This is a genomic window from Spirillospora sp. NPDC048823, assembly GCF_043198445.1.
GTDB lineage: Bacteria > Actinomycetota > Actinomycetes > Streptosporangiales > Streptosporangiaceae > Spirillospora.
This window is the reverse complement of record NZ_JBICUT010000011.1, coordinates 61,457-86,294: the sequence shown is the minus strand read 5'-3', so window position 1 is coordinate 86,294 and position 24,838 is coordinate 61,457. Positions and strand designations below refer to the sequence as shown.

28 protein-coding genes are annotated in these 24,838 nt (G+C 71.7%); 10 read left to right on the top strand and 18 right to left on the bottom strand.

What is annotated here, in order from left to right:
• Positions 1–17: 17 nt before the first annotated feature.
• The 8 genes from ACGFK0_RS24420 to clpS form a co-directional block, all read right to left on the bottom strand.
• Positions 18–290: a MoaD/ThiS family protein gene (locus tag ACGFK0_RS24420; protein ID WP_392908493.1), complete on the bottom strand. Its 273-nt coding sequence runs from the start codon at positions 288–290 to the stop codon at positions 18–20.
• A 93-nt stretch (positions 291–383) separates the two neighbouring features.
• Positions 384–518: a hypothetical protein gene (locus tag ACGFK0_RS24415; protein WP_392908491.1), complete on the bottom strand. Its 135-nt coding sequence runs from the start codon at positions 516–518 to the stop codon at positions 384–386.
• A gap of 65 nt (positions 519–583) precedes the next feature.
• Complete coding sequence (locus ACGFK0_RS24410; protein ID WP_392908489.1) at positions 584–1,003, bottom strand: Mov34/MPN/PAD-1 family protein; 420 nt, start codon at positions 1,001–1,003, stop codon at positions 584–586.
• 44 nt (positions 1,004–1,047) lie between these two features.
• Positions 1,048–2,025 carry an anti-sigma factor RsbA family regulatory protein gene (locus ACGFK0_RS24405; protein ID WP_392908487.1) on the bottom strand — a complete coding sequence of 326 codons (978 nt, stop codon included), beginning with the start codon at positions 2,023–2,025 and terminating at the stop codon, positions 1,048–1,050.
• Positions 2,022–2,873: an MEDS domain-containing protein gene (locus ACGFK0_RS24400; RefSeq protein ID WP_392908485.1), complete on the bottom strand. Its 852-nt coding sequence runs from the start codon at positions 2,871–2,873 to the stop codon at positions 2,022–2,024. The genes ACGFK0_RS24405 and ACGFK0_RS24400 overlap by 4 nt, the downstream gene beginning before the upstream one ends.
• 27 nt (positions 2,874–2,900) lie before the next feature.
• Positions 2,901–3,821 carry an MEDS domain-containing protein gene (locus ACGFK0_RS24395; RefSeq protein WP_392908483.1) on the bottom strand — a complete coding sequence of 307 codons (921 nt, stop codon included), beginning with the start codon at positions 3,819–3,821 and terminating at the stop codon, positions 2,901–2,903.
• Positions 3,822–3,955: 134 nt separating this feature from the next.
• Positions 3,956–4,483, bottom strand: a complete 528-nt coding sequence (locus tag ACGFK0_RS24390; protein WP_392908481.1) for a DUF2017 domain-containing protein — start codon at positions 4,481–4,483, stop codon at positions 3,956–3,958.
• Between the two features lie 21 nt (positions 4,484–4,504).
• A complete protein-coding gene (clpS, locus tag ACGFK0_RS24385; RefSeq protein WP_131979896.1) occupies positions 4,505–4,801 on the bottom strand; it encodes an ATP-dependent Clp protease adapter ClpS in 297 nt (98 codons plus the stop codon).
• 134 nt (positions 4,802–4,935) lie between these two features.
• On the opposite strand from clpS, the gene ACGFK0_RS24380 reads away from it, so the two are divergent.
• The 3 genes from ACGFK0_RS24380 to ACGFK0_RS24370 all read left to right on the top strand — a co-directional run bounded on the left by ACGFK0_RS24380 (position 4,936) and on the right by ACGFK0_RS24370 (position 7,453).
• Entirely contained in the window at positions 4,936–6,255 is a 1,320-nt protein-coding gene (locus tag ACGFK0_RS24380) for a nicotinate phosphoribosyltransferase (RefSeq protein WP_392908479.1), read from the top strand.
• Positions 6,256–6,347: 92 nt separating this feature from the next.
• Complete coding sequence (locus ACGFK0_RS24375) at positions 6,348–6,929, top strand: isochorismatase family protein (RefSeq protein WP_392908477.1); 582 nt, start codon at positions 6,348–6,350, stop codon at positions 6,927–6,929.
• Between the two features lie 2 nt (positions 6,930–6,931).
• Positions 6,932–7,453 carry a gluconokinase gene (locus ACGFK0_RS24370; RefSeq protein ID WP_392908474.1) on the top strand — a complete coding sequence of 174 codons (522 nt, stop codon included), beginning with the start codon at positions 6,932–6,934 and terminating at the stop codon, positions 7,451–7,453.
• A gap of 81 nt (positions 7,454–7,534) precedes the next feature.
• Here ACGFK0_RS24370 and ACGFK0_RS24365 read toward each other — a convergent pair whose 3' ends face one another.
• The 4 genes from ACGFK0_RS24365 to ACGFK0_RS24350 all read right to left on the bottom strand — a co-directional run bounded on the left by ACGFK0_RS24365 (position 7,535) and on the right by ACGFK0_RS24350 (position 11,334).
• Positions 7,535–9,277 (bottom strand): DEAD/DEAH box helicase, encoded by a 1,743-nt coding sequence (locus ACGFK0_RS24365; RefSeq protein ID WP_392908835.1) that lies wholly within the window; start codon positions 9,275–9,277, stop codon positions 7,535–7,537.
• A 36-nt stretch (positions 9,278–9,313) separates the two neighbouring features.
• Positions 9,314–10,138 carry a zinc metalloprotease gene (locus tag ACGFK0_RS24360; RefSeq protein ID WP_392908471.1) on the bottom strand — a complete coding sequence of 275 codons (825 nt, stop codon included), beginning with the start codon at positions 10,136–10,138 and terminating at the stop codon, positions 9,314–9,316.
• Between the two features lie 349 nt (positions 10,139–10,487).
• Positions 10,488–10,748 (bottom strand): DUF3039 domain-containing protein, encoded by a 261-nt coding sequence (locus tag ACGFK0_RS24355; RefSeq protein ID WP_392908468.1) that lies wholly within the window; start codon positions 10,746–10,748, stop codon positions 10,488–10,490.
• 10 nt (positions 10,749–10,758) lie between these two features.
• A complete protein-coding gene (locus tag ACGFK0_RS24350) occupies positions 10,759–11,334 on the bottom strand; it encodes a YqgE/AlgH family protein (protein WP_392908465.1) in 576 nt (191 codons plus the stop codon).
• Positions 11,335–11,503: 169 nt separating this feature from the next.
• Between ACGFK0_RS24350 and ACGFK0_RS24345 the strand changes: the two genes are divergently transcribed.
• Positions 11,504–12,145 (top strand): hypothetical protein, encoded by a 642-nt coding sequence (locus ACGFK0_RS24345; protein ID WP_392908462.1) that lies wholly within the window; start codon positions 11,504–11,506, stop codon positions 12,143–12,145.
• 69 nt (positions 12,146–12,214) lie between these two features.
• Here ACGFK0_RS24345 and ACGFK0_RS24340 read toward each other — a convergent pair whose 3' ends face one another.
• The 3 genes from ACGFK0_RS24340 to ACGFK0_RS24330 all read right to left on the bottom strand — a co-directional run bounded on the left by ACGFK0_RS24340 (position 12,215) and on the right by ACGFK0_RS24330 (position 14,972).
• Positions 12,215–13,618, bottom strand: a complete 1,404-nt coding sequence (locus ACGFK0_RS24340; protein ID WP_392908460.1) for an NAD-dependent malic enzyme — start codon at positions 13,616–13,618, stop codon at positions 12,215–12,217.
• Positions 13,619–13,730: 112 nt separating this feature from the next.
• Entirely contained in the window at positions 13,731–13,919 is a 189-nt protein-coding gene (locus tag ACGFK0_RS24335) for a cytidylate kinase family protein (protein WP_392908833.1), read from the bottom strand.
• Between the two features lie 96 nt (positions 13,920–14,015).
• Entirely contained in the window at positions 14,016–14,972 is a 957-nt protein-coding gene (locus tag ACGFK0_RS24330) for a tetratricopeptide repeat protein (protein ID WP_392908457.1), read from the bottom strand.
• Positions 14,973–15,347: 375 nt separating this feature from the next.
• Here ACGFK0_RS24330 and ACGFK0_RS24325 point away from each other — a divergent pair, with 375 nt between their 5' ends.
• Complete coding sequence (locus tag ACGFK0_RS24325) at positions 15,348–16,292, top strand: ATP-binding cassette domain-containing protein (RefSeq protein WP_392908454.1); 945 nt, start codon at positions 15,348–15,350, stop codon at positions 16,290–16,292.
• Complete coding sequence (locus ACGFK0_RS24320; RefSeq protein WP_392908451.1) at positions 16,285–17,808, top strand: hypothetical protein; 1,524 nt, start codon at positions 16,285–16,287, stop codon at positions 17,806–17,808. The genes ACGFK0_RS24325 and ACGFK0_RS24320 overlap by 8 nt, the downstream gene beginning before the upstream one ends.
• Here ACGFK0_RS24320 and ACGFK0_RS24315 read toward each other — a convergent pair.
• Positions 17,751–18,065 carry a DUF3817 domain-containing protein gene (locus ACGFK0_RS24315; protein ID WP_392908449.1) on the bottom strand — a complete coding sequence of 105 codons (315 nt, stop codon included), beginning with the start codon at positions 18,063–18,065 and terminating at the stop codon, positions 17,751–17,753. The two genes, ACGFK0_RS24320 and ACGFK0_RS24315, sit on opposite strands and share 58 nt — an antisense overlap.
• 122 nt (positions 18,066–18,187) lie before the next feature.
• Here ACGFK0_RS24315 and ACGFK0_RS24310 point away from each other — a divergent pair, with 122 nt between their 5' ends.
• Positions 18,188–18,892, top strand: a complete 705-nt coding sequence (locus tag ACGFK0_RS24310) for a DUF4230 domain-containing protein (RefSeq protein WP_392908447.1) — start codon at positions 18,188–18,190, stop codon at positions 18,890–18,892.
• Positions 18,893–18,916: 24 nt separating this feature from the next.
• On the opposite strand, the gene ACGFK0_RS24305 is transcribed toward ACGFK0_RS24310, so the two are convergent.
• Positions 18,917–20,116 (bottom strand): acetyl-CoA C-acetyltransferase, encoded by a 1,200-nt coding sequence (locus ACGFK0_RS24305; protein ID WP_392908444.1) that lies wholly within the window; start codon positions 20,114–20,116, stop codon positions 18,917–18,919.
• A gap of 107 nt (positions 20,117–20,223) precedes the next feature.
• On the opposite strand from ACGFK0_RS24305, the gene mce reads away from it, so the two are divergent.
• From mce to ACGFK0_RS24290, 3 genes are all read left to right on the top strand, one after another.
• Positions 20,224–20,646 (top strand): methylmalonyl-CoA epimerase, encoded by a 423-nt coding sequence (mce, locus tag ACGFK0_RS24300; RefSeq protein ID WP_392908441.1) that lies wholly within the window; start codon positions 20,224–20,226, stop codon positions 20,644–20,646.
• A 341-nt stretch (positions 20,647–20,987) separates the two neighbouring features.
• Complete coding sequence (locus ACGFK0_RS24295) at positions 20,988–22,322, top strand: DivIVA domain-containing protein (RefSeq protein WP_392908438.1); 1,335 nt, start codon at positions 20,988–20,990, stop codon at positions 22,320–22,322.
• A 148-nt stretch (positions 22,323–22,470) separates the two neighbouring features.
• Positions 22,471–23,922: an AI-2E family transporter gene (locus ACGFK0_RS24290; protein ID WP_392908435.1), complete on the top strand. Its 1,452-nt coding sequence runs from the start codon at positions 22,471–22,473 to the stop codon at positions 23,920–23,922.
• Between the two features lie 15 nt (positions 23,923–23,937).
• On the opposite strand, the gene ACGFK0_RS24285 is transcribed toward ACGFK0_RS24290, so the two are convergent.
• Positions 23,938–24,729, bottom strand: coding sequence for an alpha/beta fold hydrolase (locus tag ACGFK0_RS24285; RefSeq protein WP_392908433.1), 792 nt, complete (start codon positions 24,727–24,729; stop codon positions 23,938–23,940).
• Positions 24,730–24,838 lie beyond the last annotated feature (109 nt).

Here is a 24,838-nt window from a genome sequence, read left to right as displayed (position 1 = left end):
CCGCTGCCCAGCCCGGCTCAGCCGCCGGCTACGGCGGGGAGGATGGTGACGCTGTCGCCGTCGGCGACCTGCGTCTCCAGGCCGCCGAGGAAGCGTACGTCCTCGTCGTTGAGGTAGACGTTGACGAACCTGCGCAGGCCCTTGTCGTCCACCAGCCGGCCGCGCAGACCTGCGTGGCGCGTGTCCAGGTCGGTGAACAGCTCGTCCAGCGTGCCGCCCTTGCCCTCGACGGCCTTGGCGCCGTCGGTGAGGTTGCGCAGGATCGTCGGGATGCGGACCTCGATCGCCATCGCGGTGATCTCCTTCTAGTCGTACGGGGGCTCCCCGCCCTCAGCGGTCACAACCGGGCGGGGAGCGGGATGATTCCAGGCGGGATCAGCGCGTCAGCGACAGTCGTAGACGACCTCGGCGCGCGAATGCCCGAACAGGAAGCTCTGCACGGGGGGCACCGCGGCGGAACCGGCGCGGCGCCGAGCCGCCGGCGACTCGCCGCCCGTCCCGTGCCCGCTCGTCCACATGCCGCCCAGTTTACCGGCCGCGACACGGTCGTCCCCTGCCGACCCGTGCCGGCCCCGCACCGCCGCTACGCGTCGTAGGCGTCGACGACGGCGACCTCTTCCTCGGTGACCTCGCCGTCCACGATCCGGAACGACCGGAACTCGGTGTCGTCGACCTCGCGGGTGGAGATGAGCACGTAGTGGGCGTTCGGCTCCGAGGCGTAGGAGATGTCGGTGCGCGACGGGTACGCCTCGGTGGAGGTGTGCGAGTGGTAGATGACCACCGGCTCCTCGTCCCGGTCGTCCATCTCGCGCCACACCTTGAGCTGCTCGTGGGAGTCGAAGCGGTAGAACGTCGGAGACCGCTCGGCGTTGACCATCGCGACGTACCGGACGGGCCGGTCCGAGCCGATGGGGCCTGCGATGACACCGCAGGCCTCGTCGGGATGGTCGGCGCGCGCATGCGCGACGATCTTCTCGACCAGGGCACGCTCGATCGTCAGCATGATCCGAAGGCTACCGGGCGCCGCGGCCCGCGCGGGCCGCGGCCTCAGGCCAGCTTGACGTGGAGGCGGAGCCGGGTGCCGCGGGGACCCGAGCGGAGCTCCACGATGTGGCACAGCCGCCGGACCGCCCACATCTGGGCGTCGTGCCCCGGGCCGCCCGGCGGCTCGTAGCCGGCGAAACGGCCGGTCAGGATGCGCGCCGGGTCGGTGATGTCGCAGACGAGCCCGCCGCCCTCCGCCCACACCCACAGCGAGCCTTGCCCGCCGCCGTCCCGGACGATGCCGGTGGCGACCTCGTTCGCCGCCAGCACGAACGGGAGCGTGCGCTCCTCGGCGAGCCCGAGCCGGCGCGCCTCGGCGGTCAGGAAGCTCCGCAGCGCCGGCAGCCCGCCCGTCGCGAACGACCTGCGGGCGGCCGTGGCCGGCGGCGGAGGCAGCGGGCCCGCGTCGCATTCGGCGCAGAACTCGGCGGGGCCGGTGAACCGCCCGGCGGGCGCCGTCCCGTCCGGGCCGGCCAGCTCCGGATGGGTGCGCGCCGCCGCGTCCAGGACGTGCCCGGGAAGCGCCGCCGTGTCGTACGCGCACATGATCAGGGTCGGCGTGCCGGCGAACACGACGTTGAGCAGCGCGTCGTGCCGCTTCCACTCACGCGTCTCCAGCGGTGTCAGGCCGTCCCAGACCGGCTCGGCCAGCAGCCGCAGCCGCCCGCGCGGCCACCAGTCGGCGCGGGCCCGGTCGTGGCAGGAGGCCAGCGCGTGCATCGGGCCGCGGAACCACTCCGCCGCGTCGATGAACTCGATCTTCGCGGCGGTCTCGGGCCCGAGCCGCCCGCGCAGGGCCGCCGCCACCGGCGGTGCGGCGGCGACGACGACGGCGTCGCCCGCGCGCCGCCCGGCGCGCAGGAACGGCACGGCGGTCAGCAGGAACTCGTGCCGCGACCCGTACAGCAGTGCCCGGTGGACGAGGACGTCCCCACCGGACTGCGTGAGAGCCCCGGAACGCAGGGCGCCGGGCTCGGTCATACGGCCGCCTCCGCGACGATTCCGGGTGCGGTGTGCCAGCCGGACACGCGCAGCATCAGCTCCACGCAGCCGGGCATCGACCGCAGGATCACCTGCCGGTCGAGGACGGTGCTCGTCTCGTTGGCGCGGATCAGGACGCGCAGGCCGGCCAGGTCGCAGAAGTCGAGCCCGGACAGGTCCAGGCACAGGTGCGCGGCGTCGTCGAAGTCGCGCAGCGCCTCGACCAGCGCGGGCAGTGTCGACTCGTCGATCGCGCCGGACAGCCGCAGGCCCGGCGGCGCGAACAGCGGGACGATCGTCAGCACGCCGTCGTCGAAGACGGCGTCGGCGCCGGCCCGCCCGCCGTGGTGGTCCCCCACCTCGCGCAGGTGGTCGCCGGCGAACCAGCGGCGGTCGTACTGGCACAGCGCCATCGCGGGACGGCCCGGCCGGGCGACGGCCCGGCGGACGGCGTCCTCGAACGCCGTGAACCGCTCCGTGCCGGGCCAGCCGCGCAGGGCGGGAGACGCCTCGGCCGTGACCCGCACCCCCGGGTGGCCGCGCGCGAGGGCCGACTCGATCACGCCGTCGAGGTCGGTCCCGGCGGTGGGCAGAACGACCAGGCGGCCGTCGCCGAGCGCGACCCCGAAGCCGTCGCGGAGCCGTGCCGCGGCGGCGCCGGCTGGCTCGCCGTCCACCAGGTAGACCAAGGCGTGCCCGGCGCGCAGGCCATCGTTGAGGAACGCCGTCAGGACGGTGTGCCGTTCCTCATGGTTGATGTAGGGAAGGCACAGATGATCGCCGGCCCGCATCTCACCGATCGGCGTGGCGGGTTCGCCGGACCGATGACGGGCTTGCGCCGGAGCCATGCGACCTCCTCGGGAGCGCCGGTGCCGTCAGTGTGAACGGGATTCGACGGAGATGCCCGGGGTGCTGACGAGGCCCTCGTCGCGGAGGCGGTCGTGGAGGGCGGGCGGCACGCTGCGCAGCAGCAGCCCGTGGCCCCGGCCGGGACGGTCCGCGCCGGTCAGCAGGCGCAGCCCGTCCGCGTCGCAGGCGGTGACGCCGCCGAGGTCGAGGCAGAGCAGGCCCGTCCGGGTCGTGATCGACGCCAGGACCTTCTCGGCGGCCGGACGGGTCGACCCGTCGATGATCCCGGCCAGTTCGGCGCCGGGCGGGCTGAAGATCGGCGTGATGCGCAGGGATCCGTCGTCGTGGTAGTCGTCGACGCGGACGCGTCCCATGTGCCGGGTCTCCACCTCCGCCAGCCGCGCGTCGTCGAACCAGCGCCGGTCGAACTGGCAGACCGCCATCGCCGTCACGTCGGAGGTCATGAAGGCGTCGTCGAGCATCTGCTCGAACTCGCCGAACTGCTCGGTGCCCGGCCAGCGGCGCAGCGAGAACCTCGCCTCGCCCGCGATCCGCACGCCCGCGTAGCCCTGGACGTACGCGAGGTCGACCTCCGTGGCGATCAGCTCGATGCTCTCCGCCGGATCGAAGCGGCCGCTCGCGAGGAACGTCTCCTCGGCGGTCCGCACGACGAGCTGCCCGGCCTCCATCGCGGCGGCGAGATCGGCGTGCCGGTCCCCCGGGTCGGGGCCGGCGACGTCCTCGCCGCCGGAGAGCAGCCAGCCGAGCACGTCCGGCGCGGACACGCCGTCGGAGATGTAGATGATCTTGTGGTCGGCACGGACCCCGTCGCGGGCGTAGGCGGCCATGATCGACCGCCGCTCCTCGTCGTTGTCGAACAGCAGGGCGAGATGGTCGCCCAGCCTCATCGTGCCGACCGGCTTCGCGCGGGTGCCCACTATGGACATGGCGGCCTCCGAACAGGTCTCCGGCCCGCCGGTACGGGCCCTGAACGCCCCGCAGACCACGCTAACAACCGTCCGCATCGGCGTCCCGACAATCGGTGATGTCCGCTATGACCGAGTGTGGACGTCCCGGACGGTCACCAGAGAACGTGGACGAGGCCGTCCTGCAGCATCGTCAGCCAGTCGTAGGCCGCGAACATGGGCGTGCGGGGGTCGTCCGGATCCATGGCCTCCGCCTCCTCGTACCACTCCTCGGTGATGTCCAGCCGGGTGCCCAGCGCCAGCCGGACGTCGTTCAGCGCCCGCAGCCACGCCTGCGCCTGCTTCTCGTCCAGGACGACGACGGGCCCCGCACCCCCCAGCGAAGCCAGCACGGTCTCGGCGGCCTCCCGCTTGCCGTCGCGCAACCCCATCTCGGTGTAGCGGCGGAACTCGCCCGCGGCCTCACCGTCGTCGCGGTAGGCGTCCGGGAACAGCCGCGCGAGGACCGGGTCCTCCGGCTTGGCGGCGTTCTCGGTGATGCCCATCGAGGCCAGCTCGTCGTCCCCGCCGGGCGCGTCGCCCAGCAACGCGAGCAGCTGCTCCATCAGGGCGCGCATGAGCGCGATCTCCTCGGCCTCCAGCCGCACCCTGATGCCTTCGCGGGTCTTCTCCACATGACTCATCGGATCGCTCCGCCCACGGGCTCAGTCGTCCCGTTTCACGGTGGCCCACAGGCCGTAGGAATGCAGGATCTCCACATCCCGCTCCATCTCCTCGCGGGTGCCGTTGGCCACGACGGCACGCCCCTTGTGGTGCACGTCGAGCATCAGCTTCTCGGCCTTGGTCTTGGGGTAGCCGAACACGGCCTGGAACACGTACGTGACGTACGACATCAGGTTGATCGGGTCGTTCCAGACGATGGCCAGCCAGGGCCGGTCGGCGCTCACGTCCTCCTCGACGTCCGGCCGCTCCAGTTCGACGGGTGCGGGCGCCGTGCTCATGGCGCTCATTCCGCGTCTCCCCCTCTCCACGTGAAGTCGGTCCGCCCACCGCACCCGATGCTATGCGCCACGTCCCCGTCCGGGTGCGACGGCTCACACGACCATGGTGCCCACAGTGGGCTTAGGGTTCCAATGTGGACCTTGGTGACGGTACTGCGCTGCTGACCGACCGGTACGAGCTGACGATGCTCCAGGCGGCGCTGCGCAGCGGGACGGCCGGCCGGCGTTCGGTGTTCGAGGTGTTCGCACGGAGCCTGCCCGCCGGCCGCCGGTACGGCGTCGTCGCCGGTACGGGACGGCTCCTGGACGCGATCGAGGCGTTCCGGTTCGAGCCCGCGCAGCTGGAGTTCCTGGCGGCGAACGGCATCGTGGACGAGCCCACGCTGCAATGGCTGGAGAAGTATCGCTTCACCGGGAACGTCTGGGGTTATGCCGAGGGCGACTGCTACTTCCCGGAATCGCCGATCCTGGTCGTCGAGGGGACGTTCGGGGAGGCCGTCCTGCTGGAGACCCTCGCCCTGTCGATCCTCAACCACGACTGCGCGATCGCGTCCGCGGCGTCCCGGATGGTGCAGGCGGCCCAGGACCGCCCCATCATCGAGATGGGGTCGCGGCGCGCCCACGAGCGCGCCGCCGTGGCCTCCGCGCGCGCCGCCTACCTCGCGGGATTCGCGACCACCTCGAACCTGGAGGCGGGCCGCCTGTACGGCGTGCCGACCGCCGGGACGAGCGCGCACTCGTTCACCCTCCTGCACGACAGCGAACGGCACGCGTTCGAAGCCCAGCTCGCCTCCCTCGGCGAGGGCACCACGCTCCTGGTCGACACCTATGACGTCGAACGGGCCGTCCGCACCGGCGTGGACCTCGCGGGGCCGGGCCTCGGCGCCGTCCGGCTCGACAGCGGCGACCTGGGAGTGCTGGCGCGCCGCGTCCGCGATCAGCTCGACGCGCTGGGCGCGCACGGCACGCGCATCGTGGTGACGGGCGATCTGGACGAGTTCGGCATCGCGGCCCTCGCCGCGGCGCCGGTGAACGGCTACGGCGTCGGGACGTCCCTCGTGACCGGTTCGGGCGCCCCCACGGCGTCGCTCGTCTACAAACTCGTCGCCCGGTCGGACGGGCCCGACGACGACGCCCCCATGCGCCCGGTGGCGAAACGCTCCACCGGCAAGCCGAGCCGCGGCGGCCGCAAGACGGCCGTCCGCCGCGTCGACGGACACGGCGTCGCCTACGCCGAGAGCGTGTCCACCGGGGAACCGGCCCACGGCCCACGCGACCGCGTCCTGCAGGTGCCGCTGGTGCGCGACGGCGAGGTCGTCGGACGCGAACCGCTCACCGAGACCAGGGCACGCCACGCGCGCGCGGTCGCGGAACTGCCGCCGACGGCGGTTCAACTCTCCAAGGGCGAGCCCGCCGTCCCCACCGAGTTCGTCAACGGCGGCCCGCGCAGTTGAACCCGAACCGCCGGGACGGGGTAGCGTCCCAGTTGTCTGGGCAAAAAGCCGTCTGGGCGATTCCGGAACGGAAACCGGTACAGGGAGCGGTCATGGGCAAGAAGGCTCTGATCATCGTGGACGTGCAGAACGATTTCTGCGAGGGCGGCTCACTCGCCGTCGCCGGCGGGGCGGACGTGGCCACGGCCATCTCCGGGCACATGACCGGACACCGGGACCAATACCAGCACATCGTGGCGACCCGGGACTTCCACCTCGACCCCGGCGACCACTTCTCCGGCGAACCCGACTTCGTCGACACCTGGCCGCCGCACTGCGTCATCGGCACACCGGGCGCGGACTTCCACCCCAACCTGGCCCTGGCGCCCATCGAGGCCGTGTTCAGCAAGGGCCGCGAGACCGCCGCCTACAGCGGCTTCGAAGGCTTCTCCGACGACGAGATCCCCCTCGCGGACTGGCTCGCCACCCGCGGCGTCGACACCGTGGACATCGTCGGCATCGCCACCGACCACTGCGTCCGCGCCACCGCCGTGGACGCCGCCCGCGCGGGGCTGCGCACCACCGTCCTGCTCGACCTCACCGCCGGAGTCGGCAAACCCACCGTCGACCGGGCCCTGGACGAACTGGCACTGGAGGGCGTCGTCCTGTCGGGCGCCCCGGTGGTGACCGCCTGACCATGACGCAACCCCAGGTCATCCTCATCGCCGGCGTCTCCGGCAGCGGCAAGACCACCATCGGGACGATGCTCGCCGAACGCCTCGGCTGGGAGTACGCGGAGGCCGACGCGTTCCACTCGCAGGCCAACATCGACAAGATGAGCTCGGGACACGCGCTCACCGACGCCGACCGCCTCCCCTGGCTGCGCTCCATCGCCGCCTGGATCGACGACCGCCTCCGCACCGGCCGCCCCGGCATCGTCACCTGTTCCGCACTCAAGCGCAGATACCGCGACATGCTGGCGGGCGGCCGCCCCGAGGTCGCGATGGTCCTGCTGGACGGCGACCGCGACATGATCGCCGCCCGCATGAGGGCCCGCAAAGGCCACTACTTCAGCGCCGACCTCCTGGACACCCAGTTCGCCGACCTGGAACTCCCCGCCCCGGACGAGGACGTCCTCTCCGCCCCCATCGACGGCACCCCGGACGAGACGGTGACCCACATCGTGAAGGCCCTGAACCTCGCCTCCGGCCCCCGCTGACCGCACGGACAGGGGTCGCTGCCGCCGAGCTTCTCGGCCAACTCGGTGTCGACGCCAGCCGTGCGCTCGCCCCCGAGGACGTCAGTGGCGGCGTTTGGCGGCCCATTCGCGGATCTTGGCGATGCGCTTGTGGATATCGTCGGCGCTGGCCTGGGCGATGGCGGGGCCGCCGCACGCGGCGCGCAGCTCGGTGTGGATGACGCCGTGCGGCTTGCCGGTGCGGTGGTTCCACGCGCCGACGAGCCCGTTGAGCTCGCGGCGGAGGGCGGCGATGTCCTCGGCGGCGGTGCGGTCCTCGCGGGGGTCGCCGGTCTTGCGCCTGCGCTCCCCGGCGATCTGCTCCGCCTGCCGCTTGCGCAGCAGCGCCGACACCTGCTCGGGTTCCAGCAGGCCGGGAATGCCGAGGTACTCCTCCTCCTCGGCCGAGCCCGGCTGGGCGTGCATGCCGAACTCGCCGCCGTCGTACAGGACGCGGTCGAACGTGGCGGACGCCTCGACCGTCTCGAACGGAAGCTCCTCGCCGACGTCGGGCGTGTCGTTCTCGCGGTTGGCCTCGGCGAGCAGCTCGTCGTCCAGGCCGTCCTCGCGGACCGGGCGGTCGAGGACGTGGTCGCGCTCGGTCTCCATCTCGGCGGCGTGGCCCATCAGCGTCGGCACCGACGGCAGGAAGACCGAGGCCGTCTCGCCGCGTCGGCGGGCGCGGACGAAACGGCCGATCGCCTGCGCGAAGAACAGCGGCGTGCTGGTGGAGGTGGCGTAGACGCCGACGGCGAGGCGCGGGATGTCGACGCCCTCGGACACCATCCGCACCGCGACCATCCAGCGGTCGTCGGTCTCGCCGAACTGCTTGATCTTCTTGGACGCGCCGGGGTCGTCCGACAGCACGACCGTGGCGCCCTGGCCGGTGACGGCGCGCAGCATCTTGGCGTAGGCGCGGGCCGTCTCGTGGTCGGTGGCGATGACCAGGCCGCCCGCGTCGGGGATGACGCGGCGCAGCTCGGAGAGGCGGCGGTCGGCGGCGGCGATGACCTGCTTGATCCAGTCGCCCTTGGGGTCGAGTGCGGCGCGCCACGCCTGGGCGGTCTGGTCCTGGGTGAGCGGCTCGCCGAGCGTCGCCGTGATCTCGTCGCCCGCCCGGGTGCGCCAGCGCATCTCCCCCGCGTACGCCAGGAAGATCACCGGGCGGACGACGCCGTCGGCGAGGGCCGGGCCGTACCCGTAGGTGTAGTCGGCGCGGCTTCGCCTGATGCCGTCGGGCCCCTCGTCGTACTGGACGAACGGGATCGGGTTGATGTCGGTCCGGAACGGCGTGCCGGACAGCGCGAGACGCCGCGCCGCCGGGTCGAACGCCTCCCGGACGGCGTCGCCCCACGACAGGCCGTCGCCCGCGTGGTGCACCTCGTCGAAGATGATCAGCGACTTGCGGGACTCGGTGCGGTTGCGGTGCAGCGCGGGACGCGCCGCGACGGTCGCGTAGGTGATGGCGACGCCGTGGAAGTCCTTGCCGACGGGCCCCTGCCCGTTCTGGTACTCCGGGTCGATCCTGATGCCGACGCGGGACGCCGACTCCGCCCACTGCCGCTTGAGATGTTCCGTGGGGCACACGACCGTGATCGCGGAGATGACGCGGCGCTCCATCAGCTCGCGGGCGAGGCGGAGCGCGAACGTCGTCTTACCGGCACCGGGCGTCGCGACGGTGAGGAAGTCGCGGGGGCCCGGCTGCCGGCCGTCCACTCCGAAGTACGCCTCCAGCGCCTGCTGCTGCCAGGCGCGCAGGGACGACGCCGTCCCCCAGGCGGCCCGCTCGGGGAAGGCGGGAGGCATGCTCGATGCGGCGAAGGTGCTCACGGTCATCGAAGGCTACCGAGCCCCACCGACAGTTCGTGCCCCGGTGGCCCCCGCTGTGCCCGGTTCCACAGTCCGGCGGTCGCTCCTGCGTGACCGGTAGGCGGCCCAGGCCGCCCGGATACGACGGCCCTGACCTGCGGTGAACTCCCGCATGCAGGTGTCGTGGGCGTAGTCCATGAAGTTGTGCACGGGATCACGCCCCCGCTGCGGGCATGTGTCCCGGGAGTGAGGACATCCTTCCGCCGGCCGCGCCTCGTAGGGGGTGTCGGCCACCCCGTCCCCCGGCGAGAAGCAGCCGCCCTCGAACGTGTGGAACAAGCCGAGCCAGTGCCCGATCTCGTGGACGGCCGTGTAACCGTGGTCGAACGGACCGAACGACCCGCCCGGCAGGCTCCGGTAGTCGACGACGACGCCGTCCATGCGCGGGTTCTCGCGGTACCCCTGGGGGAACGTGGAGAAGCCCAGCACGTCCGTGCCCACGGCGGCGGTGTAGATGTTGAGCGTGCGACGCCCTCCCCTGCGCAGACGGCGCTTCATCGGGCTCTCGTACCTCTGCGGGTTGTGGAACCAGGCCGGTTCGTCGGTGCGGTCGTAGCCGGCCAGGCGGAACCTGACGCGGGTGTCCGCGCCGCCCTTCTTGCCTCCGTACGCGGCGTTCAGCGTGGAGATCTGGCGGCGGATGTCGTTCTTGGACAGCTTGCCTTTGCGTCCGCTGTGGACGACGTGGAACCGCACCGGGACGACGACGCGCCGCGCTCTGCGCAGCGTCGAGTCGAGGTTCCGTTCGTCGGAGGTGCCGAAGCGGTCGAGGAGCGTCCGCCGGAGATCGGCGAGCATGGAGACGACCTGGTCATGGCCGAGATCGGCGCGGTCGCGCGGCCGGGCTCCGGGATGGGCCCTTCGCGCGACGGGATCCGGGACGCATCCGTCCGCCCGTCCCGGCGCCGGAGCGGCCCGCACCGGCACCCGGTCACTCGTCGAACCTGGAACAGCACACACCGTAACCAACAGTGCGCACACCGAAACCCCGGCCAACCGCCGCATTCATCCCCCGTATGTATGAAACACCGAAGTCCCGCAGTCAGCGTCTCCTAGGGGGACACCCCAGAGGTGGAACGCGACCGCGGGACCGCACGCGCGCACGCCGGAACGGGCGGCGCGCCGTCAGCCGCCTCTCAGCGGCCGTTCACTCGTCGCCCTTGCCGCCCGGCTTCATGGTCTCGTAGATCTCCTTGCACTCCGGGCAGACGGGATACTTCTTCGGATCCCGGTTCGGCACCCAGACCTTGCCGCACAGCGCGATCACCGGCGTGCCGGTCACCGCACTCTCGGTGATCTTCTGCTTCTTCACATAGTGGGCGAACCGCTCATGGTCGCCGTCACCGTGCGAGAGGTCGGGCCTGACATCAGTCTGGGTGTCGCCGTCGGGAAGGATCTTCGTACTCACGTCGTCCACCTTAGTTCAGCGTCGGGTCCTCGGGAAAAGTGGAGACGAACGCCAGGTCGCCGCCCTGCCTGCGCAGAACCTCCTGCCACAGCCGGTCCGGGTCGGCCGCGAAGACGTCCCCGGCCTCGGCCGGCACCAGATACCAGGAGCCGTCCTCGATCTCCGCGTGCAGCTGCCCGGCCGACCATCCGGCGTAGCCCGCGAACACCCGCAGCTGCAGCAGCTCGGCCGCCAGCAGACCGGGAGGGGCCTCCAGGTCGACGAGACCCACACGGGAGACCTCGGCGCCGCCGTCCAGGGCGCGCCATCCGAGCGGCTCGTCCTCCCCGGGGAGGCGGGCCAGGGCCAACGCGTTCTCCAGCCCGACCGGACCACCCTGGAACACCACCGCCGGCCCGGTGACGAGCTCGGCCCACGGCGGCAGCACACGGTCGACGGGAATTTCCGTCGGCCGGTTGAGGACAACGCCCAGCGTGCCGCCGTCACCGTCGTGCTCGACAAGCAGGACGACGCTGCGCCGAAAGTTGGGATCCTCCAGTTGAGGGGTCGCCACCAGCAGAAGCCCCACCCTGATGCCGTCTTCCATGGGTTCCATCATGCGTTGCGCGGACCTCCGGCGGCACGTCCCCCTTCTCGTTAGCCTGTTACGCATTCCTATCGATGGGGATATCGGCATCACAAGGACCTAGGTTAAGAATGATCTAGCATCATCGGCCACCCGCTTGGTGTGCGCCCGGCGGGCCGGGGAGGACAGCGTGCAGTTGCCCAGGGTCGTCATCGCCGCCGTGTTCTTCGTCATCGGGGCGCTCCTCCTGATCCCGATGCTGTTCGACTGGGGGTCACCGGAGTCACGTGCCTCCACCTCCGCCACCACGTCCGGGAGCCCGAGCCCGTCCGGTACGGCGACCTCGCCGTCGCCCGGCCCGTCCAAGACGTCGCCGTCGCCCAAGCCTCCGGCGCGGCCGGTGACGGCCTCGATCGGGTCGGTGTCCTGCCCGGCCGGCACGGTGAAGGTCACGATCCGCAACTCCGGGAAGCAGAACGAGGACTTCAGCGTCGAGAAGAACGACGGCACCGCCGCGATCCCCGGCGAGATCCGCGCTAATTCGACCCGGTCGGTGGCCGTCGAGCTCCGCGAGGACCGCCGCACCCGCATCACCGTCACCTGGGCCAACAAGCGGATCGAGAGCAAGACGGTGAAGGCGAACTGCGAGAAGGCGGGCGCGGCGCCGACCAAGACCCCGCCGGAGGAACTGCCCCACACCGGGCCCGACGCCGTCCTGTGGGCGCGCGGCGCGACCGGCGTCGCCATCATCGTCACCGGCGCGATCATCTTCTGGTACGGCGGAATCTGGCCCCGCCGCCGCGACCAGATCTTCCCGAACAAGTCTCAGTAGCCCAGGGGGCCGACCCGCTGGAACCCCCGTCACGAGCCGTGCTCTGGTGGCCGGGGGTCGTTGCGTCGATCAGGCTTCGGTGCGGGGGCGGCCGCCGGCGGCTTCGCGGACGGCGCCGGCGACGAAGTTGCTCACGTCCGGGTGGAAGACGCTGGGGACGATGTAGTTGGGGCCCAGCTCGTCCGGCGTGACGACCTCGGCGAGGGCCTTGGCGGCGGCGGCGAGCATGTCCAGGGTGACGATGTCGGCCTGGGCGTCCAGCAGGCCGCGGAAGACGCCGGGGAACGCCAGCACGTTGTTGATCTGGTTGGGGTAGTCGCTGCGGCCGGTGGCGACGACGGCGGCGTGCTCGCGCGCCTCGTCCGGTGACACCTCGGGCTCGGGGTTGGCCAAGGCGAACACGATCGCGTCGTCGTTCATCGTGGCGATGTCGCCGCCGTTCAGGATGGCGGGGGCCGACACGCCGATGAACACGTCGGCGTCCTTGACGGCGCCGCGCAGGTCGCCGGAGTAGCCGTCGGCGTTGGTGTGGTCGGCGATCCAGCAGAGCGAGTCGTCCATGTCGCCGCGGCCCTTGTGGACGGCGCCGAGCGCGTCGCAGACGACGAGGTTGCGGGCGCCCGCGTACATCAGCAGCTTCAGGATGGCGCTGCCGGCGGCGCCCGCGCCCGCCATCGTGATGCGGACGGAGCCGATGTCCTTGCCGACGACGCGCAGCGCGTTGGTCAGCGCGGCGAGCACGCAGATCGCGGTGCCGTGCTGGTCGTCGTGGAAGACGGGGATGTCCAGCAGCTCGCGCAGCCGGGCCTCGACCTCGAAGCAGCGCGGCGCGGAGATGTCCTCCAGGTTGATGCCGCCGAACGCGGGGGCGAGGATCTGCACGGTCCGGACGATCTCGTCGGTGTCCTGCGTGTCGAGGCAGATCGGCCACGCGTCGATCCCGGCGAACCGTTTGAACAGCGCAGCCTTGCCCTCCATGACGGGCAGCGCGGCCTCCGGGCCGATGTTGCCGAGGCCGAGGACGGCCGAGCCGTCGGTGACGACCGCGACGCTGTTGCGCTTTATCGTCAGCCGGCGGACGTCCTCGGGGTTGCGGGCGATGGCGAGGGAGACGCGGGCGACGCCGGGCGTGTAGGCCATCGACAGCTCGTCGCGGTTGCGCAGCGGCACCTTGGACTGCATCTCGATCTTGCCGCCGAGGTGCATCAGGAACGTCCGGTCGCTGACCTTGTGGATCTTGACGGACTCGATCTTCTCCAGCGCGCCGGAGATCGCCTCGGCGTGCTGGGTGTCGCGGGTCGCGATCGTGACGTCGATGCGCAGCGTCTCGTGGCCGGCGGTGTTGACGTCGAGGGCCGTGACGATGCCGCCGGCGTTCTCCACGACGTGGGTGATCTGGCTGACGGCCCTGCCGCCCGCCGGGACCTCCAGCCGGACGGTGATCGAGTACGACACGCTTGGCACGCTCGCCACGGCAACTGCTCCCTCTGCTACGGGTCGTCGATGTCCCGTGCGCGCCGCTCCGGCCGGGACGATGCGTCCGGGACGGTGCGTCCGGGGGCCGCGGCCCGGACCGTCCCGCGGCTCACAGCGCCAGCGCCGCGACGACGATCAGCTCGACGGTCGCGGGCACGGGCAGCCCCGTGGAGTCGATCACGAGGTGGTAGAGCCGCGGATCGGCGGGGTCGGCCCCGTAGAAGTGCTTCACGTAGGCCGTCCGGGCGCGGTCGTTGTCATCGAGCATACGCTCAACATCACGGTCGGGTGTCCCGATCCGCGCGGCTCGTCCCGGCCCGCGCTCACATCCGGATCATGCCCGTCTCGACCTCGGTCAGAACGGATCAGAACCGGCAGACCGGCACGTAACCGGTCAGAACAGAGCCGACTGGAGGGAGCGGCGGGCCTTGGCGACGCGCGGGTCGTCCGGCGGGAGAAGCTCGAACAGCGACAGCAGGTGCTTGCGCGCGGCGTCGCGGTCGTCGCCCGCGCTGCCGCGCACCGCGGTCAGCAGCCGGTCGAACGCCTGCTCCATCTGGCCGGACACCATCTCCACGTCGGCCGCGCTGATCTGCGCCTGGACGTCGCCGGGCTTCGCGCCGGCGTCCCGGATGGCGCCCTCGGCGTCCAGCGACCGAACCCGCAGGCTCAGCTCCACCAGCGCGAGCCCCTGCTTGGCCTGGGCGTCGCGCGGGTCGGCGGCGAGGATGTCCTCGAAGGCCGTCTTGGCGCCGTCCAGGTCGCCGCGCTGCAGCGCGTCCTCGGCCCGCTGGTACACCGGGTCGGGAGCGAGCGCCCCCGCCTCGTCCGCGACCGGCTGCTCGCCTTCGGGGGCGTCCGGCAGGATGCCCTCCTTGCGCAGCGCCTCGAAGAGCTGGTCGATGGCCTGGCGCACCTGCGGCTCGGGCGCCGCGCCGTTCAGGAACGGCAGCAGCTGCCCGGCGACGACGGCCGCCACGAACGGGATGCCGCGCACCCCCATCTGCTGCATGTACGCGCCGAGCTGCGGGTTGGCGTCGATGTCGACCTTGGCCAGCACCCACTTGCCGGCCGCCTCGGTGGCGAGCTTCTCCAGGATCGGCCCGAGCTGCTTGCACGGACCGCACCACTCGGCCCAGAAGTCCACCAGGACGGGAACGGACTGCGACCGCTCCACGACCTCGGTGTTGAACGTCTCGTCCGTGACGTCCACGACGTACTGGCCGGCGGGGGCGCCCGCACCGGCGGACGCGCCGCCGCCCTGGGCCCGGCGTTCCTGCTGCTTCCTGGCGGCCGACTGGCGCGCCCCCAGATCGATGGCCCCGTGCAACGAAAAGTCCCGAGAAGGCATGGGACCATCCTGCCTCATGAGCGCGTGCGACCGCGCGTCCGTACGCTCCCAGCGGAGCGCGGCGTCCGCACTGGACGCCCGGCACGTCCCGATTCTGCGCCCAGTTCGGCAATTGCCCGCCTTTTCGAATTCTCGCCTAGGGTGCGGCGGGCAAAGAATCCAGGCGTCCTGCCGTAAAGGCAAAAAGATTGCTGGCAGCCATCACCAAGCCCGGTTATAGTCACGATGTCGATGCATCGCGGCACGGCAAAAGCGACCGGCGCGCCGGAACCGCCGTACGGCGGCCCGGCCCGGCGGGCACCGCGTGGCAGGGTTGGGGGACCGAGGCCACCGGCGCACCCGGTCACCGGGCTCGCAGCCCGCCGCCGCGAACGCATGACGAGCAATGGGGGGAAACTTGTGATCGCGGATCATTCCGTGATCGTGGCCCGAGGAATGGGTGTCCGCCGCGGGGGGCGGTGGCTCCTGCGCCCGGTGACCTTCGGCGTACCCGAAGGCGTGGTCGGCCTGGCCGGTCCACCTGGCGCCGGTAAATCCACTCTGCTGGCCACGTTCGCGACCTTGCGCAGGCCGAATGCCGGCGTGCTGCACATTCTCGGGCACGACGTCGCGCACACCACCGGCGTGCGGGCCGCACGCGCCCGGATCGGATACCTGCCGGCGCGGTTCACCCGGGCGGAGCACATGACGGCCGGGGAGTTCGTCGAGTACGCGGCCTACTACAAGCGGACGAGCGCGTCCGCCGCGCGCTCCATGGTGCGGCGGCTCGATCTCGCCGAGGCCGCCGGCACCGAACTGGCGCTGCTGCCGCCCGACGTCCGGCTGCGGGCCGGGCTCGCCGCCGCGTGCGTCCACGAGCCCGACGCGGTGTTCCTGGACGACCCGTTCGGCGAACTGTGCGCCGCCGCCGAACCGTGGCCCACCGGCGCCGGCGGCCCCGGGCACCACATGCTCACCTCCGCCATGGCGGAACTGATCCCGGTGCTGCGCACTCTCGCCCCGACGGTGATGGTCACGGCCGACGCCGGCGGGACGCTCACCGGATGGTGCGACCGCCTCCTCACGCTCGCACGCGGCCGGCTGACCGAACAGCCCACCCGGTCCGCCACGGCGCGCCGCGGCCGCACCGCCGCCGACCGCCGCGGCGCCGACCCGGCGGATCCGGTGGCACCCGCGGAACCGGTGCCCTCGCTCGTGCCCCCGGAGCGCCGGCCCGCGCGGCCGGCGCTGCCGCAGATGACGCTGCCCAGCGTGCCGCTGCCGCAGCTGACGGGGCTGCGGGCGAGGCGGCCGCCCGCCGGGAGCGCCACCGGTGTCTGACCTGGGGCGGGTGCTCCGGCTGGACGCCCGTCGCACGGCACTGCTGGTCGCGGTGCCGGTCCTCACCTCGGTCGGGACGGCGGCGGCCGTGCTGTCGCTGTGCCCGTCGGTCGCGTACTGGGACAACACCGTCGTCGCACTGGTCAACTCGGTCCGCTTCCTCGGCCCCGTCGCCGCGGGACTGGCCGCCTGGACCGCGGTACGGGAACGTCCCCTCGACTATCTGCGCGACCTCACCGCGCGCTCCCCCGCCACCGGTGTGCTGTTCGACCTGCTGCTGCTGTCCGCCGCCGCGCTGGTCTCCTACATCGCGGTCACGATCGTGGTCGTCGCCGTCACCTTGCTCCAAGGCCAGTCGGGGCATCCCCACCCGATGGGCATCGTCGCCGGTGCGGGCTCACTCGTCCTGCACGTCGTCGTGGGTTACCTGGCCGGACGCGTCGTCCCCCACCGCGCCACAGCCGCCCTGATCCTCGCCGTGACATCGCTGTGGGCCGCGCTGCGCGTCCCGGGCGTGTCGTGGTGGAGCCTGCTTCCCCCGGCGGCGTTCGACCACATCGCCCTGTTCACCACCCTGCGCCCGCAGGTGCTCGTCGACCAGGTCACCTGGACGGTCGGCCTGACCACCGCGCTGATCCTCGGCTATGTGATGTGGGCGACGCGGCGATTCCTGCTCGTTCTCCCGCTTGTGGTTGCACTGGCCGCGACGGTCACCGCCACGCACGGCCTGTACGGCTCCGGCGGGACGGTCGCGCCCGTGGCGGCGGCGCCGGTCTGCAGGGAATGGCCGCTGACCGTGTGCGTCCACCCCGCCCTGCGGGACGCGCTGCCCCGGCTGATGGCGGCGGCCACTCCCCTCGCCGCGCGCCTGAACGACACCCCCGGCGCGTTCACGAAGGTGGAGCAGCGTCCCGCGGGGACCCCCGTCTCCGTGGAGGACGGCGTCGCCACCGTCCATCTCGATGAGGAACTCGCGCCCGGGTACGCGGCGCGGGCCGTCCGGCAGATCAGCCGAAGCCTCAGAGACGCCCGGGCCTGCGCGGCCTCGCCGAACGGCTACCGCGCGCTGGTCGACGCGTGGCTTCTCGGCGACGTCCCTCCCGTCATCGCCGACACCCGCGCGGCACGCCGGTTCGCGTCCTGGAGCGAATCCCGGCGCCGCGCCTGGCTGCGGCTCAACTTCGCCGACTACCGGGCCTGCTCGCTCGGCCCCGCCGACTTCCGGACCGGCAAGACCCGCCGCCCGGCAGAGCAGTCTAAGCACTCCGGACGCGCGGCGAAGGACGCGAGGTCACCGCGAGCCGAAAGCCCCGCGGCCGGCCCGGCCGAGCCCGGTCATCCTCTGCGCGGCCGCAGCGGACACCCAAGCCCCGCGGCCGGGCCGGCCGAGCCCGGTCATCCTCTGCGCGGCCGCGGCGGACCCCCAGCCGGCCGCGACCACGCAGAAGTTCATCACCGTCAGCGCGCGGCAGGCGCGGCGCCCGCTGCGGTCGAGTTCGCGGGCCTGGTCCAGTAGCGCTCCACGAGGAACGGGGCGACCGGCAGCACGGCGGCGCCCAGTGCCAGCACCGTGCGCTTGAAGTCCCAGCGGAGCGCCTCACGGACGAGGAAGACCATCCCGACGTAGGCCATGAACAGGACTCCGTGGATCGGCCCCATCAGCTGCACGCCCACTTCCGCGTCCGCACCGTACTTCAGCGGCATCGCGACCAGGAGCAGCAGGAGGAAGGAGGCCGCCTCGGCGATGGAGACGAGGCGGAAAACACGAATCATGTCCACACCCGTCCCAACGCAACTGCCCCCGCCAGGGGTTTCGCCCCACGGTATGGCTTCGCTCACATCGACCTAACCGGCACGCCAGGTACGAGACGTTCCTGCCGGGAATGCCCCCGTACATGGCTCGCCCGGAACAGAAGAACGACGCACCCCGCAAGGCGTCCACCGTCCGGTCCCGCGCTTCGCGGCGCGGGATGATCACCCCGGTCCTGCTCATCGTCGCGACCATCGCGGTCGTGCTCGTGGCCCAGCAGGCACTGCGCGGTCTCCCCGGATGGCTGAACCCGTTCGGCGTGGAGACCAAGGACCGCAGCGGGCCCGTCCTGCTGAAGTCCATCCGCGACCTGCACCGCTACGAGGCTGCCAGCGGCAACTTCCAGGTCATCGTAGACCTGGAGAAGGACGCCAAGTTCCTGCCGGGGTCGCTGCGCGGCGAGCGCACCCTGTTCGTCGGGAACGGCTCCGTCGACGCCTACGTGGACTTCTCGAAGCTCGGTTCGGGCGCCGTCAAGGTGAACGCGGACCGGACGTCCGCGACCATCACGCTGCCGCCCGCCCAGCTGGAGAAGACCAACCTCGACCCGAAGCACAGCTACGTCCACGCCACCGAACGCGGCCTGCTCGACCGCTTCGGCGACTTCTTCAGCGGCAACCCCGCCGACCAGCAGCAGTTCTACGTCCTGGCGGCCCAGAAGATCCAGACGGCGGCCGCCCAGAGCGGCCTGAAGGAACGCGCCGACGCCAACACCAAGGCGATGCTGGAGAACATGCTCAAGGCCCTGGGCTTCACAACGGTCACCGTCCACCAGCCCAAGCCGCAGTAAGACGCACCGATCGGTCGTGAGCCGCTAGGCGAGCGGCCGGGTCGGGACACGAATAAGCAACGCGTCGCCCTGGCCGCCGCCGCCGCAGAGGCCGGCGGCGCCGACGCCGCCGCCGCGGCGCTTCAGCTCGTGGGCCAGGTGCAGGGCGATGCGGGCGCCCGACATGCCGACCGGGTGGCCGAGCGCGATGGCGCCGCCGTTGACGTTGACCTTGTCGGGTCCGATGCCGAGGTCGCGCATCGACTGGATGCCGACGGAGGCGAACGCCTCGTTGATCTCGACGAGGTCCAGGTCGTCCACGCTCAGGCCCTCCTTGCCGAGGGCGTGCTTGATCGCGTTGGACGGCTGGGACTGCAGCGAGTTGTCCGGGCCGGCGACGTTGCCGTGCGCGCCGATCTCGGCGAGCCACGTCAGCCCGAGTTCCTCGGCCTTGGCCTTGGACATCACCACGACCGCCGCGGCCCCGTCGGAGATCTGCGAGGACGAGCCGGCGGTGATCGTGCCCTCCTTGCTGAACGCGGGACGCAGCTTGGCCAGCGACTCGGCGGTGGTGTCGCCGCGCACGCCCTCGTCGGCGGAGAACACGATCGGCTCACCACGCCGCTGCGGGATCTCCACTGGGGCGATCTCGTCGTCGAACACGCCGTTCTTGGTGGCCTCGGCGGCGCGCTGGTGGGAGCGGGCGGAGAACTCGTCCTGCTCCTCGCGCGAGATGTTCAGCTTCGCGTTGTGCATCTCGGTCGACTCGCCCATGGCGATGCCGTCGAACGCGTCCGTCAGCGCGTCGTGGGCCATGTGGTCGAGGACTTCGACGGTGCCGTACTTGTAGCCGCCGCGCGACTTGGGCAGCAGGTGCGGGGCCTGGGTCATCGACTCCATCCCGCCCGCCACGACGATGTCGAACTCGCCGGCCCTGATCAGCTGGTCGGCGAGCGCGATCGCGTCCAGGCCGGACAGGCACACCTTGTTGATCGTGATCGACGGGACGCTCATCGGGATGCCCGCCTTGACGGCCGCCTGCCGGGACGGGATCTGGCCCGCGCCCGCCTGCAGGACCTGGCCGAGGATCACGTACTGCACCTGGTCGCCGGACACCCCGGCGCGCTCCAGCGCCGCCTTGACCGCGTGCGCTCCGAGGTCGGCCGCGGAGAAGTCCTTCAGCGAGCCCATCAGGCGCCCGATGGGGGTGCGCGCTCCGGCGACGATCACGGACGTGGCGGTCATGAGGGGGCCTCCAGGGTGGTGCTGCGGCGACGTTTGCCACCATACCCAGGAGAACCGTGTTCGGTTCCGTTCGCCCCCGCCTGGCCGTCCGAGTAGGGAGAAAGCCCATGCTGACCCGTATCGACCACATCGGCATCGCGTGTCATGACCTGGAGGCCACCGTCGAGTTCTACAAGGCGACCTACGGCTTCACCGACGCGCACTTCGAGGTGAACGAGGAGCAGGGCGTCCGGGAGTGCATGCTCAAGATCAACGAGACGGGGGACGGGGCGGCGAGCTATCTGCAGCTGATCGAGCCGATCCGGGACGACTCGGCGGTCGCCAAGTGGCTGGCGAAGAACGGCGAGGGCGTGCACCACATCGCGTTCGGGACGGACGGGACCGTCGCGGAGGAGGCGGCCGGCATCGCGGGCAAGGGCGTCCGGGTCCTGTACGACGCGCCGCGCAACGGGTCCATGGGATCCTTGATCAACTTTTTGCACCCCAAGGACTGCCACGGCGTCCTGACCGAGCTCGTCCAGAAGCGCTGACGGACGCGCGTGATCTTCGAGCGGCGGCGCCGCAGGGGCGCGATCGGATCGTGACGTGTTCGATATCACTGTCGCCGACGACGGGGTACTGACCGCCGCTGTGTGACCGTTGCGCCACATCTGGTGCATTTGTGGTGCCCGCACCTGGGCGGCGACCCACGCGGAGGTCAGGTACACAAAAGGGACAAAATACGCAGCGCGTCAAGATGAGCCCCCAACACGGCAGCGTCCGGAGTACGCTTCAGTCGCCGGAAGAGGTCTGGGGCACTGCGCCCGTCATGTCAGGCGATCAACCGGTCCCCGGAACTACCCGTAGCCCCGTCACATCAGGATTGAGCCACATGCAGTCCGACATCGACGCCCAGCTCAGCAACTTCTTTGAAGACACGCCCCCGCGCGAATTCGACGTGGTGCTCCGCGGCTACGACCGGCACCAGGTCGACGAGCACATCAAGACGCTCGACAACGAGGTCCGGCAGACCCGCGAGCAGACACAGGCCATGCAGCGAGAGCTGTCGGACGCCCATCGTCAGCTGCAGGAGCAGGAACGTCCCACCTACTCCGGTCTCGGCGCGCGCATCGAGCAGCTGCTCAGGCTCGCCGAGGAGCAGGCCACCGAGCTCGTGCAGGCCGCACGCTCCGAGGCGAACGAGATCAAGGCCGCGGCCAAGGTCGATGCCGCCGAGCAGCGCGCCACCGCCGAGAACGACGCCGCCGAACTGCGCGCGAACGCCCAGCGCGAGGGCGACGACATGCGCGGCGCGGCGGAGCGCGAGGCCGAGGAGGTGCGAACCTCCGCCCGCCGCGAGGCGGACGAGCTGACCTCCACGACCGAGCGCGAGGTCGCCAAGCTGCGCGCCACCGCCGACCACGAGGTCGCCGAGAAGCGCGCCGGCGCCGAGCGCGAGATCGCCAAGCTGCGGACCACGACCGAGCGCGAGGTCGCGCAGCTGCGCGCGTCCACCAAGCGCGAGCGGGACGAGATCCTCACGACGGCCAAGCGGCAGGCCGACGAGATGCGGGCCCAGGCCCAGCGCATTCTGGAGGAGAGCGAGGCCCAGCGCGCCCAGGCCGAGGCCGAGTTCGAGATCCAGCTGGCCGCCCGGCGCGAGGAGGCCGACCGGCAGGACGCCGAGCGGCACTCCAATGCCCAGGCCGCCACGCAGAAGCTCGTCGCCGAGGCCGAGCAGCGCGCCGCGTCCGCCGAGCAGCGGGCCGCCAAGGCCACCCAGCAGGCCGAGCAGACACGGCGTGAGGCCGACTCGCACGCCAAGCAGCTCATGGCCAACGCGCGCAAGAACTCCGACAATGTGATCGCCGAGGCCAAGGCGCAGGCCGAGCAGCTGCTCGCCGAGACCAAGGCCGAGTCCGACCGCGTCCGGACGGCGGCGCAGCGGCAGGTCGACGAGCTCACCCGCCAGCGCGACAGCATCACCAGCCACCTCAACCAGCTGCGTCAGCTGATCGGCGGTGTCGCGCCGAACCTGGGCGGCGACGCCGAGCTGGCCGCGCCCCCGGAGAAGGCCGCGATCCCCGCGGCCGAGCCCAAGCCGGCCCCGGCGCAGCAGGCCGAGCAGCCCAGACAGCAGCAGCCCGCGGGCAAGGCCGCGCCCGCCAAGCAGGCCGCCCCCGCCGCCAAGTCCGAGGAGGACGACGAGGACTGGTGGCAGGAGTGACCGTCATCTGACAATGGCCCGAACGTGACGGAAAGCCTAGAGGCAGCGGAAACGCCTCTAGGCTTTCCGTCGTCTCACCCTGTAGCGCGGCCCAGGCCCGCGACGCGGCGTGCGGCATGACCACGGCAGGATGGAAGAGGAGAGCGGCGTGTCCAACGAGACCCCCCACGAGGACGGGCCGGAGGCGATACCCGGCGAGGGCGGTCCCGCGACCGGCCGCAAGGTCCCCGCTCCCACCCCGCCCGCCGACGACGACACGACGACGGACGACACCGCCGCGGACGACGACACCGCGGACGACGACACGACGGCCGGCGGGCCGGGGGAACCAGAAGAACCGGGCAAGGACGCCGTCGCGCCCAGCGGTGCGCTGAAGCCCGAGAAGATCGACGAGCCGTCCGGGGAGCGGGACCCGGCCACCGGCACGCCCGTCAACCTCCCGGCTCCGGTACCGGCGCCGGGAAAGGCGCCACCGGCCTCGGACGCGCCCGACCCGGCGCACGACGTGGAGCAGCGCAGGCGCGAGGCCGGCGTCGACCACCTGTTCCCGTTCGGGCGGCCCGGCCAGCCGCTCGGCCGGGCCCACCCGTTCGTGTTCGGGTTCACCGCCGCGCTCGGCGTCATCACCGCGTGGCTGCTGGTGCGGGCCGCGACGAACGCCAAGTCCGTGATCGTGATGATCGTGGTGGCGATGTTCCTCGCGGTCGGCCTGAACCCGGCGGTCGACCGGCTCCGCAAGTTCGGGTTCCCGCGCGGCGCGGCGGTCGCGACGGTGTTCCTCGTCGTGATCCTCTTCTTCGCGGGCTTCGTCGCCTCACTCGTCCAGCCGGTCACCGAGCAGGTCACCGAGCTGCGCAAGAGCATCCCCGAGTACGTCGAGCAGCTGCAGAACAACAAGACGCTGGCCGAGTGGGACAAGCGCTACGGGCTCCTGGACCGCGCCGAGAAGGCCGTCAACAGCCCGGACTTCCAGAACAGCCTCACCGACACCGCCACCGGCATCGGCAAGGTCGCGGTCAGCGGCGTCTTCCAGACGATCACGATCCTGATCCTGACGCTGTACTTCCTCAGCTCGCTGCCGCAGATCAAGACGTTCTTCTACCAGCTCGCCCCGCGCTCCCGAAGAGCGCGCGTCGCGCTGCTGGGCGACGAGATACTCGACCGGATCGGCGGGTACGTCGCCGGGCAGTTCACGATCGCGTTCATCGCGGGCGTCACGTCGTACATCTTCCTGTCGGTCCTCGGGGTGAAGTACGCCCTGGCGCTGGCGCTGATCGTCGCGGTGACCGACCTGATCCCGCTGGTCGGCGCGACGATCGGCGCGGTGGTGGTGTCCCTGGTGACGTTCCTGACCGGCGACACCACGGACCTCATCGCCTGCGTGATCTTCTATGTGCTCTACCAGCAGGTGGAGAACTACGTGGTGTATCCGCGCGTCATGAAACGGACGGTGGACGTGCAGCCGGCGGTGACGATCGTGGCGGCGCTGGTCGGCGCGGCGCTGCTCGGTGTCGTCGGGGCGCTGCTGGCGATCCCGACGGCGGCGGCGATCTCACTGCTGATCCGCGAGGTCGTCATGCCCCGGCAAGAGGTGATCTAGCCACCCGCCGAACGCTCAGCGGCTGGTGCGGGCCAGGGCGGCGGCGAACTCCGCCACGGCCTGGTTGAACAGGTCCGGCTGCTCCACCGCGCACAGGTGCCCGGCGCGCGGCATGACCAGCAGTTCCGCGTTGGGCAGCGCGTCGGACATGGCGCGGGCCTCGTCCTCGGTGGCCAGCGCGTCCTCGTCTCCGATCATGACGAGGGCGGGCACCCGCATGCCGCGGAGTGTGCCGAACGCCTCCGGGCGTCCGGCCATGGCGCGCTGCGCCCACGCGGCGGCGTGCGGCGGGGTGGCCTGGACGAGTCCGCGCACGCGCCCGTAGATGAGCGCGCGCTGGCGCAGCGTGGTGGGTCCGACGAGGCCGGGCAGGACCTCGTCCACCAGGATCTGCGTGGTGCCGTCGTGTTCGAGCCGGCCCGCCTGCCGCAGCCGGGCCTCCCGGACGGCGTCGGCGTCGGCGGCGGCGCGGGTGGCGGCCAGCACCAGGCCGAGGACGAGGTCGGGGTGCCGCCGGCACAGCGCCATCGCCACGTAGCCGCCCATCGACAGCCCGCAGACGACGGCCCGGCCGACGCCGAGGCGCCGGAACATACCGGCGACGTCGTCGGCCATCGCGTCGATCGACGGCTCGTCGTCGCCGAGCACGGAACCGCCGAAGCCGCGCAGGTCGGGGGTGATGACGCGGAACCGGTTCGCGAGGCCCTCCCGCTGGCCGAGCCACATCGCCGAGGAGAGCGGGAAGGCGTGCAGCAGGACGAGTGGCGTGCCGGTTCCGACATCCCTGGCGTACAGCTGCACGGTCATGGGCGGTCCCTCCTCACGGCGTCCCGGTCGGGCCGCCGTGAACGCGATCACTAAGCCCATCGTTACCCGCTATCGGGTCATGCGTTACGAGAGTGGCCGCGATCGGCCG

Bases quoted from the DNA above. Each gene is read 5' to 3' on its own strand.
- ACGFK0_RS24420 (WP_392908493.1), bottom strand. From the start codon at position 290: ATGGCGATCGAGGTCCGCATCCCGACGATCCTGCGCAACCTCACCGAC.
- ACGFK0_RS24415 (WP_392908491.1), bottom strand. From the start codon at position 518: ATGTGGACGAGCGGGCACGGGACGGGCGGCGAGTCGCCGGCGGCTCGG.
- ACGFK0_RS24410 (WP_392908489.1), bottom strand. From the start codon at position 1,003: ATGCTGACGATCGAGCGTGCCCTGGTCGAGAAGATCGTCGCGCATGCG.
- ACGFK0_RS24405 (WP_392908487.1), bottom strand. From the start codon at position 2,025: ATGACCGAGCCCGGCGCCCTGCGTTCCGGGGCTCTCACGCAGTCCGGT.
- ACGFK0_RS24400 (WP_392908485.1), bottom strand. From the start codon at position 2,873: ATGGCTCCGGCGCAAGCCCGTCATCGGTCCGGCGAACCCGCCACGCCG.
- ACGFK0_RS24395 (WP_392908483.1), bottom strand. From the start codon at position 3,821: ATGTCCATAGTGGGCACCCGCGCGAAGCCGGTCGGCACGATGAGGCTG.
- ACGFK0_RS24390 (WP_392908481.1), bottom strand. From the start codon at position 4,483: ATGAGTCATGTGGAGAAGACCCGCGAAGGCATCAGGGTGCGGCTGGAG.
- clpS (WP_131979896.1), bottom strand. From the start codon at position 4,801: ATGAGCACGGCGCCCGCACCCGTCGAACTGGAGCGGCCGGACGTCGAG.
- ACGFK0_RS24375 (WP_392908477.1), top strand. From the start codon at position 6,348: ATGGGCAAGAAGGCTCTGATCATCGTGGACGTGCAGAACGATTTCTGC.
- ACGFK0_RS24370 (WP_392908474.1), top strand. From the start codon at position 6,932: ATGACGCAACCCCAGGTCATCCTCATCGCCGGCGTCTCCGGCAGCGGC.
- ACGFK0_RS24365 (WP_392908835.1), bottom strand. From the start codon at position 9,277: ATGCCTCCCGCCTTCCCCGAGCGGGCCGCCTGGGGGACGGCGTCGTCC.
- ACGFK0_RS24360 (WP_392908471.1), bottom strand. From the start codon at position 10,138: ATGCTCGCCGATCTCCGGCGGACGCTCCTCGACCGCTTCGGCACCTCC.
- ACGFK0_RS24350 (WP_392908465.1), bottom strand. From the start codon at position 11,334: ATGGAAGACGGCATCAGGGTGGGGCTTCTGCTGGTGGCGACCCCTCAA.
- ACGFK0_RS24330 (WP_392908457.1), bottom strand. From the start codon at position 14,972: ATGCCTTCTCGGGACTTTTCGTTGCACGGGGCCATCGATCTGGGGGCG.
- ACGFK0_RS24325 (WP_392908454.1), top strand. From the start codon at position 15,348: ATGACGAGCAATGGGGGGAAACTTGTGATCGCGGATCATTCCGTGATC.
- ACGFK0_RS24315 (WP_392908449.1), bottom strand. From the start codon at position 18,065: ATGATTCGTGTTTTCCGCCTCGTCTCCATCGCCGAGGCGGCCTCCTTC.
- ACGFK0_RS24310 (WP_392908447.1), top strand. From the start codon at position 18,188: ATGGCTCGCCCGGAACAGAAGAACGACGCACCCCGCAAGGCGTCCACC.
- ACGFK0_RS24305 (WP_392908444.1), bottom strand. From the start codon at position 20,116: ATGACCGCCACGTCCGTGATCGTCGCCGGAGCGCGCACCCCCATCGGG.
- mce (WP_392908441.1), top strand. From the start codon at position 20,224: ATGCTGACCCGTATCGACCACATCGGCATCGCGTGTCATGACCTGGAG.
- ACGFK0_RS24295 (WP_392908438.1), top strand. From the start codon at position 20,988: ATGCAGTCCGACATCGACGCCCAGCTCAGCAACTTCTTTGAAGACACG.
- ACGFK0_RS24285 (WP_392908433.1), bottom strand. From the start codon at position 24,729: ATGACCGTGCAGCTGTACGCCAGGGATGTCGGAACCGGCACGCCACTC.